The organism is Variovorax atrisoli (assembly GCF_014195185.1).
GTDB classification, from domain to species: domain Bacteria; phylum Pseudomonadota; class Gammaproteobacteria; order Burkholderiales; family Burkholderiaceae_C; genus Variovorax; species Variovorax atrisoli.
In genome coordinates this window covers 455,313-467,605 of sequence record NZ_JACIBG010000002.1, presented here as the reverse complement: position 1 = coordinate 467,605, position 12,293 = coordinate 455,313, and the positions used below count along the sequence as shown (strand labels likewise).

General features: G+C 70.3%; 9 protein-coding genes. All 9 read right to left on the bottom strand.

Annotated features, from left to right (window positions below; translation table 11 throughout):
- Nucleotides 1–9 precede the first annotated feature (9 nt).
- Complete coding sequence (locus tag FHY06_RS09125; protein ID WP_184604558.1) at nt 10–2,019, bottom strand: lipoxygenase family protein; 2,010 nt, start codon at nt 2,017–2,019, stop codon at nt 10–12.
- Between the two features lie 171 nt (nt 2,020–2,190).
- Nucleotides 2,191–3,582, bottom strand: a complete 1,392-nt coding sequence (locus FHY06_RS09120) for an 8-oxoguanine deaminase (protein ID WP_132796808.1) — start codon at nt 3,580–3,582, stop codon at nt 2,191–2,193.
- Between the two features lie 55 nt (nt 3,583–3,637).
- Nucleotides 3,638–4,537: a 5'-nucleotidase gene (locus FHY06_RS09115; protein WP_132796810.1), complete on the bottom strand. Its 900-nt coding sequence runs from the start codon at nt 4,535–4,537 to the stop codon at nt 3,638–3,640.
- Between the two features lie 106 nt (nt 4,538–4,643).
- Nucleotides 4,644–5,882, bottom strand: coding sequence for a type II secretion system inner membrane protein GspF (gene gspF / locus FHY06_RS09110; RefSeq protein WP_132752305.1), 1,239 nt, complete (start codon nt 5,880–5,882; stop codon nt 4,644–4,646).
- A gap of 18 nt (nt 5,883–5,900) precedes the next feature.
- The gene (locus tag FHY06_RS09105) at nt 5,901–7,298 is read right to left on the bottom strand and encodes a GspE/PulE family protein (protein ID WP_019654506.1); all 1,398 of its coding nucleotides are present in this window, start codon (nt 7,296–7,298) and stop codon (nt 5,901–5,903) included.
- Between the two features lie 10 nt (nt 7,299–7,308).
- Nucleotides 7,309–9,639, bottom strand: a complete 2,331-nt coding sequence (gspD, locus tag FHY06_RS09100) for a type II secretion system secretin GspD (protein ID WP_184604557.1) — start codon at nt 9,637–9,639, stop codon at nt 7,309–7,311.
- Between the two features lie 5 nt (nt 9,640–9,644).
- Nucleotides 9,645–10,445, bottom strand: coding sequence for a type II secretion system protein N (gspN, locus tag FHY06_RS09095; RefSeq protein WP_019654504.1), 801 nt, complete (start codon nt 10,443–10,445; stop codon nt 9,645–9,647).
- A gap of 16 nt (nt 10,446–10,461) precedes the next feature.
- The gene (gene gspM / locus FHY06_RS09090; RefSeq protein ID WP_132752308.1) at nt 10,462–11,010 is read right to left on the bottom strand and encodes a type II secretion system protein M; all 549 of its coding nucleotides are present in this window, start codon (nt 11,008–11,010) and stop codon (nt 10,462–10,464) included.
- Nucleotides 11,007–12,218 (bottom strand): type II secretion system protein GspL, encoded by a 1,212-nt coding sequence (gspL, locus tag FHY06_RS09085; protein ID WP_184604555.1) that lies wholly within the window; start codon nt 12,216–12,218, stop codon nt 11,007–11,009. Before gspL ends, gspM begins: the two co-directional genes overlap by 4 nt.
- Between the last annotated feature and the right edge of the window lie 75 nt (nt 12,219–12,293).

Sequence of the window (12,293 nt, the reverse complement as noted above, 5' to 3'; positions counted from 1 at the left end):
AACGATCGCTCAGATGTTCGTGCTGGACGGAATGCGGCTCGGCAGCAGGTATTCGTAGGGCCGCGCGCGCGTGGCGTTGCGCTGGCGGATGGTCGCCTCGATGCCTGCGAGCGCACTGCGGAAGCGCTCCAGCGGCCCGCCCTGGCCCGCGATGGCCGGGTCCAGCAGCACAGGCAGGTGCGGGAACACGTTGTCCCTGTACTCGCCCAGCGGCCGGTAGTACACGCCGCCGAGGATGTGGAACAGCAGGATCTGCTCCTGCGCCGCAAGCCGCGAAGGCAGCATCTGCGACCAGCTCGCCTCGCTCTGGCCAGCGCTGCCCGCCGGCGCCGGCATGCCTTCGGCGCCTGCGCTGAAAGGCGCATAGGTCATCACCGCGTACTGCGGGAAGTTCACCGCCGCATGCTGCGCGCTGGCGTTGAAGATGATGGCGGTGAGCACGTCGACCAGTTGCGCGCGCGTGGTGATGGCCCGGAAGCCGTGCACCTTGCCGCTGGTGGCCAGCTCGGCGGCCCAGGCCTTGAGCTCGTAGTCGCCGGTCACGTCGGCGTCGCTCAGGTAGTAGGTGGCCACGTAGTCGCCCACCCATTGCGTGATCGCGTTCCACACCAGCAGGGCGTCGTCGCGGTAGGGGTAGTCGGGCAGCGCCGCTGCGTCGTCCACGCCGCGCGTGCGCAGGTCGTTGGGCAGCATCATGCGGTCGTAGAAGTCGTAGGCCAGCCGATCGCGTCCGCACTGCTGCTGCAGCGTCTCGATGGGCGCGGTGAGGATCACGTCGCCGGTGGTCAGCGGCGCCATGATGATCAGCGTGGCTGCCTCGTTGATGAACATCGCGCCTTCGAGATGCGGCGACAGCAGCCGGCTCAGCGGATGCGCGGTCGCCAACTGGCGCTGCGTGGCCATCGCGAAGGCTTCCGACATCAGGTGCGTGCGGCCCAGGTGCACGAACATCTCGTGGTAGTTGAAGTCGGCCACCTGCACCGCGGTCTTGGCCGACTGCCAGGCCCAGTAGGCCTCGGCGTTGGCCGTGTCGTCCACGCGCAGGAAGATCGGGTTCGCGGCCGGGTCCTGACCGCACTGGATGGCGACCGGCACCAGCGAGCGGCCGGCCTTCGGCCGCGCGAACAGCGCGATGGGCGCCTGGATGTAGCCCGTACCAGTGAGCGGCTTGACCTGCGCCCCGGCCGGCGCCATGTCGCCCAGGCCTTCGTAGTCGAGGATGTAGAGCCGTCCCGACGAGGCCGCGTCGGCGAGGCTGTCGCCCGAGCCCATCACCTGCCGGTACTGCGCGTCGCCCAGCGGGAACTTGGCCGGCAGCGTGGTCGCGCGCTGGATCAGCATCGGGTTGGGCCCGGCCACGCGCATGGCAGCGAACAGGTCGTTGTCGTGCAGCAGCTGCGCGATGGCCGGCTTCTCGATGGTGACGAAGAGCGCGTCGTACTGCGCCACCGTCTTCGGTCCGTTCAACGCGCCCAGCGGGCCCTGAGAGAGCAGGTCGTGGTGGATCTGCTTGAGCTGCGTGGCGATGTCGCCTGCCGTGCCCGTGAGCGTTTCGAGCGTGCTCAAGACTGCGGCGGGCAGTGTCGCCAGTCCGCCGTTGGCGGCCAGCAGCTGGTCGAAGCTGGCCTGCAGGCTGGCGAGCCGCGTGTGCAGGTTGTCGAGCGACTGCAGGCTGCTGGACGCCAGCGCGCTGGTCGCGAACGAAGCCGCGAAGTTTGTGACGGCCTCCAGTGCCTTCGCGATGGTCTTCAGCTGGTGCTCCAGCGCCGGCAGTTCCGTGGCGGGCACCACCGCGCCCATCGGCACGCCGGCCAGGTTGATGTGCGATTCGGTCCAGACATAGGTCGCCTGCCGCCCGACCAGTTCGAGCCGCCGCAGCGTGGCGCTGATCGGGTCGATCTTCTGCGGCAGCGTGGGCCTGGGCACCGGCAGTGCGGCCGAGGCGGTGGAAGCCTTGCCCGCCAGCAGGCCCAGGCCGCCCGCCGAGGCGGACCATTTGAGGATGTCTCTGCGCTTCATCGGGAGTTCCCTGTTGTTGTGTATCTCGGGAAGGCCGACGGAAGGCTCGGCCACCGAATCGAACGGTCGTTCGATTCGGTGGGCGGATTCTGCGGAGGGGCTCGGGCGTTGGCAATCAGGGTTGCTGCCTACTTCGAGGCGCGTCCCCTGCAACGCCTGGTCAGCGCGTCGTCAGGCGGTATGCGGGTGGCGTGCGGCGTCGTACAGCGTGCGCGCCAGTTCGCGATGCCTCGCCAGCAGCGGTGCCAGTTCGAGCCCGGTGAATGCGCCGCCGCGGATGCGCACCACGCCGCCGATCACGCTCAGCGACACCGAGGCCGGCGTGCAGAACACGAGCGCCGCCACCGGGTCGTGCCCCGCGCCCGCGTGCGCGACGCCGCGCATGTCGAAGGCAACGATGTCGGCCGACATGCCGGGCGCGATCGCACCGATGTCGTCGCGGCCCAGCACCTGCGCGCCGCCGAGCGTGGCGATCTCGAGCGCCTCGCGCGCCGTCATCGCCGCCGGGCCGTAGCCCACGCGCTGCAGCAGCATCGCCTGGCGCGCCTCGCCCAGCATGTGCGCGCCGTCGTTCGACGCGCTGCCGTCCACGCCCAGCCCCACCGGCACGCCTGCGCGGCGCATCGCACCGATGGGCGCGATGCCCGAGGCCAGCCGCATGTTGGAGCACGGGCAGTGCGCCACGCCCGTGCCGGTGCGGCCGAAGAGCGCGATGCCGGCCTCGTCGAGCTTCACGCAGTGCGCATGCCACACGTCGCGGCCGACCCAGCCCAGGTCTTCGGCGTACTCGGCCGGCGTCATGCCGAACTTCTCGCGCGAGTAGGCGACGTCGTTGTCGTTCTCGGCCAGGTGCGTGTGCAGCGAGACACCGCGCTCGCGCGCCAGTTCGGCCGACAGGCGCATCAGGTCGCGCGACACCGAGAAAGGCGAGCAGGGCGCGAGCACGATGCGGCGCATCGAATGGCGCGAGGCGTCGTGCCAGCGGCCGATGAGCCGCTCGCTGTCGCGCAGGATCGCTTCCTCGGTCTCGACCACTTCGTCGGGCGGCAGGCCGCCGGCGCTGCGGCCCACGCTCATGCTGCCGCGCGCCGCGTGGAAGCGCATGCCCATCGCGTCGGCCGCCTCGATCGAATCGTCGAGCCGCGAGCCGTTGGGAAACAGATAGAGATGGTCGCTGGTGGTGGTGCAGCCCGAGAGCATCAGCTCGGCCATCGCGGTCTGCGTCGACACGCGGATCATCTCGGGCGTGAGGCGCGCCCACAGCAGGTACAGGTTGGTCAGCCAGCCGAAGAGCTCGGCGTCCTGCGCCTCGGGCACCGCGCGCGTGAGGCTCTGGTACATGTGGTGGTGCGTGTTGACCAGGCCGGGCATCACCACGTGGCCGCGCATGTCGATGGCCTCGGCCTTGCCGTCGCGCAGGGCTTCGAGGCATGCGATGGGCAGATCGGCGGTGGGGCCGGCCCAGGCGATCGCGGGGCCGTCGCACACCACGGCGCCATCGGCGATCTCGCGCCGGGTGGCGTCCATGGTGACGAGGATGTCGGCGTGTCGGAGGATCAGCATGGCGGCATTCTTGCCGCGGCCCGGGTCGCGGGCAAGCGCAAGGCGATGCCGCCGTTCAGGACTCGTTGCTGATCCCGCTGCTCACATGCCCCGCCGGCACGTGCCGCGAGGCTGCATCCACGTGCCCCGTCTGGTCGTCGAAGAAGAAGTCGGGCTCGAACTCGCGCAGGAACTCGCCCTTGGGCAGGCCGCCGAGGAACATGGCCTCGTCGACGCGGATGTTCCACTTCATCAGCGTGCGGATCGCGCGCTCGTGCGCCGGGGCGCTGCGCGCGGTGACCAGCGCGGTGCGGATGCGCATCTGCGCGTTGCCGGCCATCTGCAGGCGGTGCAGGGCGGCCAGCAGCGGCTTGAACGGGCCTTCGGGCAGGGGGAGGTCGGCCTTGCTGAGTTCGTGGGCCTGGAAGGCGTCGAGGCCCTGGGCCTGGAACACGCGCTCGGCCTCGTCGGAGAACAGCACGGCGTCGCCGTCGAAGGCGATGCGCACTTCGTTCGGCCATGCGTCGCTGGCCTTCACCGATTCGACCAGCACGCGCGCCGCCGGAAAGCCGGCGTTGAGCGCCTCGCGCACGTCCTGCGCGTTGACCGAGAGGAACAGGTGCGCGCGCAGCGGGCGCAGGTAGCCGAAGGGCGGTCGGCCCTGGGTGAACACGCCGCGCTGCAGCTTGATGTCGGCCGCGGCGCTCGACCTGAAGATGCGCATGCCCGAGACCGGGTCGTTGCGCGAGAGGATCACCACCTCCACGCGCTGCACGCCGTCGTCGTTGAAGCGCAGCAGCTTGCGGATCAGCGAGTAGGCGATGCCGGGCGCGGCCGGCACGTCGATGCGGTCGAGCTGCAGCTTCATGTAGCCCTCGTTGTCGCCCGCCTCGAAGACCTTGTTTTCTTCCTCGAGGTTGAACAGGGCGCGCGAGGAGATCGCGACCACGAGCTTGTCTTCCAGCGTTACCGGCATGGCGCTTCCTTGCGGCTGTGTCTTCTTCGAGCAGGTGCGCCGCGCGCGGCGGCCCTCTGCAAGCGGGTTGGAGGCCGCACGAAGTGGGCAAGCCTGGGGGTCTGCCTCATTTCACGAACTGGTTGAGCTGGATGATGGGCAGCATCACCGCCAGCACGATCAGCATCACCACGCCGCCCATCGCCACGATCAGCAGCGGCTCCAGGATGGTGGCCAGGTGCATCGCGCGGCGCTGCACTTCGGCGCCGAGCTGGTTGGCGGCGCGCTGCAGCATCAGCGGCAGGGTGCCGGTCTGCTCGCCGAGGCGGGCGAACATCGACACCAGGCCCGGAAAGCGCTTCTTCTGCGCCAGCGCCGATGCCAGCGGCGCGCCTTCGCGCACCAGCACCAGCGCGTCGAGCGCATCGGCGCGCATCGCACGGTTGCCCAGCGTTTCGGAGGCGGCCTGCAGCGCGCGCAGGATCGGCACGCCGGCGGTGGCCAGCATGGCGAGCGTGCTTGCGAAGCGCGCCGCGTTGTAGCCGCGAGAGAGCTTGCCCACCAGCGGCAGCCTGAGCCAGGCCGCATCGAACTTCAGGCGCAGCGCCTCCTGCGCCAGCGCGAGCCGTGCGCCGATGGCCACGAGCACCACGCCGGCCAGCATCCACCAGCCGTAGTTGCGAACGCCGGCGCTCAGCGACAGCATCACCGTGGTGAGAAAAGGCAGCGAGCGCTTCGTGCCCGCGAACACCTGCGCCACCTGCGGCACCACGTAGCTCACGAGGAAGATCACGATCACGATCGCCACCAGCGTGACGATGGCCGGGTACAGCGCCGCACCGATCAGCTTCTGCTGCAGCGCCTGGCGCTCTTCGAGGTCGTCGGCGAGGCGGTCGAGCACGAGGCCCAGGTTGCCGCTCTGCTCGCCGGCGCCGATCACGGCCGTGTAGATGGGCGAGAACTCGCGCGGATGCGCCGACAGCGCACGGGCGAAGGGGGAGCCTGCATTGACCTCGGCGCGCAGCGAGGCGACGAGGTTGCGCTGCTGGTCCGATTCGGCTTCATCGGTCAGCGCAGTGAGCGCGCGTTCCAGCGGCAGGCCCGAGGAGACGAGGCCCGCGAGCTGCCGCGTCCACACCGCGAGCCCGGTCGAATTGAACACGCGCTTGCCGCCGCCGAGCCAGCGGCCGAGACCGCTGCGCTGGCTGGAACCACCGGCATGCTCGCTGCCCACCGGCTTGACCGACAGCGGTATGAGCGACTGCGCCCGCAGCAGGCTGCGCGCGCTGCGGGCGGTGTCGGCCTCCAGCACGCCTTCGCGCGACTGGCCGCTGGCGTCGATGGCTTCGAATGCGTAGGCGGGCATCTCTTCTCTTCTTGCTCGCTACTCGCGCGTGACGCGCAGCAGCTCGGCGCGCGACGTGATGCCGGCCTGCACCAGCCGTTCGCCGTCCTCGCGCATCGAGCGAAGGCCGCCGCGCTGGCCGGCCTCGAACAGCTGGCTCTCGGCGGCCTTGCCGTGGATGAGCGCCTGCACCTTGTCGTCGGCCACCAGCAGCTCGAAGATGCCGGTGCGGCCCTGGTAGCCGGTCTGCCCGCAGGCTTCGCAGCCCGCGCCGGCGCAGACCGTGCAGACCTTGCGCACGAGCCGCTGCGCGAGCACGCCCAGAAGCGACGAACTCAGCAGGAAGGGCTCCACGCCCATGTCGGTGAGACGCGTGACGGCGCTGACGGAATCGTTGGTGTGCAGCGTGGCCAGCACCAGGTGGCCGGTCAGCGAGGCCTGGATGGCGATCTGCGCGGTCTCGAAGTCGCGAATCTCGCCGATCATGATCACGTCCGGGTCCTGTCGCAGGATGGCGCGCAGAGCCTTGGCGAAGGTGAGTTCGATCTTGGCGTTGATCTGGGTCTGGCCCACGCCCGGCAGCTCGTACTCGATGGGGTCTTCCACCGTCATGATGTTGCTGCGGGTGGCGTCGAGCCGGGCCAGTGCGGCGTACAGCGTGGTGGTCTTGCCCGAGCCCGTGGGCCCGGTCACGAGGATGATGCCGTGCGGCTGCGCGATCAGCTTCTCGAAGCGCTCGAGCGTGTCGCCCTGCATGCCCACCGATTCGAGCGTGAGCTTCGATTCGCTCTTGTCCAGCAGGCGAAGCACCGCGCGTTCGCCGTGCGCGCTCGGCAGCGTCGACACCCGCACGTCGACCGCGCGTGTGCCGATGCGCAGCGAGATGCGCCCGTCCTGCGGCAGCCGCTTCTCGGAGATGTCGAGGTCGGCCATGATCTTCAGGCGCGAGATCAGCGCCGCGTGCAGTGCCCGGTTGGGCTGCACCACTTCGCGCAGCGTGCCGTCGATGCGGAAGCGCACGGACGAGGTGCGCTCGTAGGGTTCGATGTGGATGTCGCTCGCGCCGTCGCGCGCGGCCTGCGTGAGCAGCGCGTTCAGCATGCGGATGATGGGCGCGTCGCCCGCGCTCTCCAGCAGGTCTTCGACCGCCGGCAGCTCCTGCATCATGCGGGAGAGGTCGGCGTCGCTCTGCACCTCGCTCACCACCGCCGCGGCGCTCGACTCGCCCTGCGCGTAGGCCGCGCTGATGCGCTGCGCCAGCGGGCCGTCGGCGAGCACCTCGAAGGCCTGAACGCCGTACTTGCGCGATACCTCGCCGACTGCGCTGCGCGCCGGATGGCTCGACATCCAGAGGGTGTACCGGCCATCGTCGGTCTCCTCCAGCAGCAATTGCTGGCTGCGTGCGAAGGCGTAGGGCAGGGGGTAGCGGTTGGACATCGGGGCGGTATCAGGGCAGTTCGCGCGAGCTCACCGGGTCGGCGGTGGGGGGCAGGGCGCCGCGCAGGGGGCTGGGCGCCAGCCTGCGGCTGTCCGCGGCGGGCTGCGGCGGCGGGATCAGCTGGGTGCCTTCGAAGCTCGTGCCGCTGCGCGCGGTGCTCGGTGCGGAAGGGACCGCCGAGATGGGCGCCGCAGGGCGCGACGGCGGCACCAGCTCGGGCAGGACGTTCGAGCCGCTCACGCCGCGCAGCATCACGTTGGAGGTGTCGGGTTGCGTGCGAATCTGCAGGCCGCGGATCTCGTCGTAGCGGTCGTACGCGAAGGCCTCCGTGGCATTGGCGTCGCGCATCACCGCCGGACGCAGGAACATCATGAGGTTGACCTTGTCGCGCGTGCGGGCCTGGCTCTTGAACAGGTTTCCGAGCACGGGGATGTCACCCGCCAGCGGCACCTTCTCGACCGTGTTGTTGTAGGAGTCGGACAGCAGGCCGCCGAGCATCACGAGCCCGCCGTCTTCCACCAGCACGCTCGATTCGATCGAGCGCTTGCTCGTGGTCGGGCCGTTCTGGTTGTTGACTGTGTTCTGGTCGACCGTGGAGGTCTCCTGGAAGATCGTCAGCTTCACCGTGCCGTTCTCGTTGATGGTCGGGCGCACGCGCAGCGTGAGGCCGACGTCCTTGCGCTCGACGGTCGTGAACGGATTGACGCCGACCGAGCCCGAGGTGCTGGCGTACTGGCCCGTCACGAAGGGCACGTTCTGGCCGATGACGATCTTGGCTTCCTCGTTGTCCAGCGTCAGCAGGTTCGGCTTGGACAGCACGTTGGCGTCCTTGTCGCTGTCGAAGAAGCTGGCGATCGCGCCCAGGATGTACTGGCCGCCGATCTTCCCGGCGATGCCGAGGTTCGCCCCCGGCGTGATCGCCCCCGCCACGCCGGCGGCATTGCGCGTGGCCAGCGCCTGGGTCAGCGTCAGCAGGTTGGCGCCGGCCACCGAGGAGTTGGTGCCGAGCACCGCGTTGCTGCCCAGCGCGCTTTGCCACTGCACGCCGAACTTCGCGGCCGCGGTGTCGTTCACCTCGACGATCAGCGCCTCGATCATGACCTGCGCGCGCCGGCCGTCGAGCCTGTCGATGACCGCCCGGATCTGCCGGTACTGCGGCTCGGGCGCCGTAATGATCAGCGAGTTGGTCGACGGGTCGGCCTGGATCTGGCCGCCGGTGGAGGGCTGGTTGGCGTTGTTCAGCGGCGCGGTGGCGGCCGCCGAAACGCCCGACTGGCCGCTGTTGTTCAGGTTCACCTGCATCGCCTGCGGCGCGCTCTGCTGCGGCACGGAGCCAGCCGCGGCGCCTGGCGTGCCCGGCGCCGTGTTCAGCTGGTTGGCGGCCATGGCGGCGCGCAGCGTGGCCGCGAGGCGCACCGCGTCGGCGTTCTTCAGGTAGACCACGTAGATGTTGCCGGCCGCGCCGTTGCTGCTCTCGGCGGCGGGGCGGTCGAGCTTGTCGACCAGGGTGCGGATCAGCGCCACGCGCGCGGGGTTGGCCGCGCGGATGATCAGCGAGTTGCTGCGCGGATCGGCCAGGAGCGTGGTCCGGAACGACGCATCGGCAGCGCCCGGGGCAGCCGCCGCACCCGGAGCGCCTGAGCCGCCACCGTCAACCAGCCGCTGCACCAGCGGCACCATGTCGGTCGCCACCGAGTGCCTGAGCTGGATGATCTCGATGTCCGAGGCGTTCGGCACGTCGAGCGACGCGATGATGCGCGCGAGCCGGCGCATGTTGTCCGCGTAGTCGGTGATCACGAGCGAGTTGTTGCCCGGGTTCACGTTGATGGTGTTGTTCGGCGGGATCAGCGGGCGCAGCACCGGCAGCAGGTTGTTCGGCGACTCGTAGTTGAGGCGGAAGATCTGCGTGACGATCTGGTTGCTGCCGCTGGAAGCCGTGGCGCTGATGGAGGTGTTGACGGTGCTGCTCTGCAGCTTGGCGTCGGCCTCGGGCACCACCTTGTAGAGGCCGTCGGCCTCCACCACCGCGAAGCCCTGCAGGCGCAGCGCCGAGGCGAACTGGTTGAACGCGGCCGACGGCTGGATCGCGCGGTCGGTGACGAGGTTCATCGTGCCCTTCACGCGCGGGTCGACCACCACGTCGCGGCCGGTGACCACTGCCATGGTGCGGGCCACCGCCTCGATGTCGGCATTGGAGAAGTTCAGCGTGATCGGCTCGCCGCGGCGCGGCGCGTCGCCGGTCTGCGCGAACGCGGCGGGCGCGCCCTGCAGGAACGTGGCGGCGATCAGCACGCGCACGGCGAGCGCGACGGTGCCGGTCGAAAACAGTGGCTTCATCATGAGGATCAACCCAGGGTGATGATCGAACGCGCGTTGTCGCGCCGTCCGATGATGTTCAACAAATTGGAAAGTGCGTCTTCGCGGCCGGGTGCAGCGCTGGCTTCGCCGTTGAAGCGGAAGGAGGTGCCGGTCCAGCTGCCGCTGCCGTTGAGTTCGAGGCTGCCCTCGCGCGTGCTCAGCAGCAGCGTGGGGCGGCTGCCGCCTTCGAGCGTGAGCCGGTAGCTGCCCATCGGCCGCAGCGTCGAGAGGCTGGATGAAACGTCGGTCGCGTCGAGCGTCGCCTGTCCGGCGATGCGCAGCGCGGGGCCGTCCCACTGCATCGCGAAGGCCTTGGTGTTCAGGTCGAGTGCGCCTTCGAGCTTGAGCGTGTTCCACGGCGCGCCCAGGCCCATGAGCAGGGTGGCGGGCCAGCGCGAGCGGCTGTCCTGCCATTCGACCAGCATGCCGCCGGCGCGCGGGCTGGCCTTGAGTTCGAGCGGCTGCGTGGCGCAGCACGGCAGGTCGAGGCTGGCGGAGATGCCGCTCCAGCTCGGGCGCATGCGCCAATGCAGCAGGCCCGGCAGCGACACCGCCTGCATGCCGCCTGCGCCGCTGGCGAGCACGACCGCGGCCGTGCCGTTCCACACGGTGCCGCGCGGGTTGGTCAGCACGAGGCGGCCCTGGCTCCAGCTCGACAGCGCGCCCGACAGCCAGCGCGCGGGCGCAAAGAGCACCACGGCCAGCAGCACGCCGACGACCGCGCCGAGCAGGGCCCAGCGCCAGCCGAGGCGTGGTCGCGATTCGGGGATCGGAGGGCGGCTCAGCATGCGGGTCTGCTGTTCCTCATCGCGCCGCGGGCAGCGCCATGACGATGGTGCCGTCCCAGCGGACCTGCGGCGTCTTCGGCGCGTCCTTGGCGCCGGAGGAGGAGGGCGGCGGGGCCGAGGCCGGCGCACGCGTCAGGTGGACTTCGCGCGGCACCGCATGCGCATTGCCACGGGCCTGTCCGAGCCATTGGGCGACGGTGGACGCGGGCGCGGCACGCAGCGAGACGCTGGCCGCACCGTCGCCGCCGGATGCCATGAGCTGCGCGTTGCTCGTGCCGAGGCCTTCGCGCACCGAGGTTTCGAGCGCGCGCATCGCGTCGTCGCGGTTCAGCCGCGGCTGCGACTGCAGCGCCTTCGCGCGGGCCTGCAGCGTGGCCATCTGCTGCAGCTGCGCATCGAGCTGCGCGTGTTCGGCCGGTGCGGCCGACAGGGTGCGCAGTGCGGGAGCGAGCGCGATCCACCAGAGCAGGGCCAGCGCCACGAGTGCGGCCGCGGCTTGGACCATGCGGCGCTCGCGCACTTCCAGGGTGGCCCAGCGGGCCTTGAGCTGTTCGCTGAAATTCATCGGTTGGCCTCGGCCTGCACCAGCAGGAGGTCGCCCTCGGTGCGCACGTTGTAGCCGCGCGGCGCCATGGCGCCAGTGATCTGCGAGACCTCCGAGGGCTGCAGCCCCAGGCCGCGCAGCCGCAGCTGGCCGGCGCTGTAGTCGACGGCGCTCGGCACCTTGCCGGGCGGCAGCAGGGCCGCGAGCGCGCCGACCATGGGTTCGAAGTCGCTGTTGGACACGTCGCCTACGGCCTGCTGCAGCGATGCGACCTCGCGCTGCATCTGCACCGGCGCATCGACCACGATCTTCACCGAGGGAAAGGTCTGGGTCAGCATCGCCTTGGCGGCCTGGCGCTTCGATTCGAGGGCGTTGCGCTCCTTCCATGCCCAGGCGTTCAGGCCGATGAGCTGGGTCAGCAGCAGGGCGACCACGCCCCAGCGCGCGGCGCGCCACTCGGGCGCATAGCGCAGCGTCTGCACCACCGAGGCGAACTTCTTGCCGGCGCGCGCGCGGCCGGTGACGGCGAGGTCGAACTGCGCGAGTTCCCAGGGCGTGCGGGTGGCCTGCAGCCAGCGCTGCGGCGACTTCACGATCGGCACGGGGCGCTGCAGCAGGTGCTCGGCGGCCTCGGCGACAGCGGGTTCGGTGGTGATGACCGCGGTGTCCAGCGGCAGGCCGTCCGACAGCGCCTGCCCCGCGCCGGCCAGCGGCAGCGAGACCACGCCGTCGGCGTCGCACACCGTGAGCCGCGCAGCCTCGGGCTCGCCGGTGACCAGCAGCAGCGGCGGGCCGTCGACCGGCTGGGGCGTGAATTCGGGAACGATGCGCACCACGCGCCGGCCGGCCGCCTCGAGCCCGTGCACGACGCTGCGCAGCCAGATGCGGTTGCAGGCCGCGACCCATACCGGCGCGCCGGCCTTGGCATCGGGCTCGAGCGCGAAGTGCAGGGCTTCGGGTTCGTCGAGCAGGTGCTCTTCGAGCAGGCCGTCGAGCACGGCGCGCAGCTTCGAGGCGCTGCCCATGCTGCCCTTGGGCAGCGTGACGCGGTGCCAGGAGAGAGCCGCGGACGGAATGCCCAGCATGACCTCCGTGCTCGAAGGCAGCAGGGCCAGCAACGCACGGCCCTGGTCGCGCAACGCAATGCCGTCGTCGCCTGCCTGGGCCCAGTCGTACTCGCCCGCGGCATCGGCCGGGGGGAGGGGGGCAATGAGCAGCAGGGGAGTCATGTGGATCTTGGAAAAGCCGGTGATTGTAGGTGCGCGTCCGACAAGGCGGCGCTCTGTTTTTCATAGCGTATCACG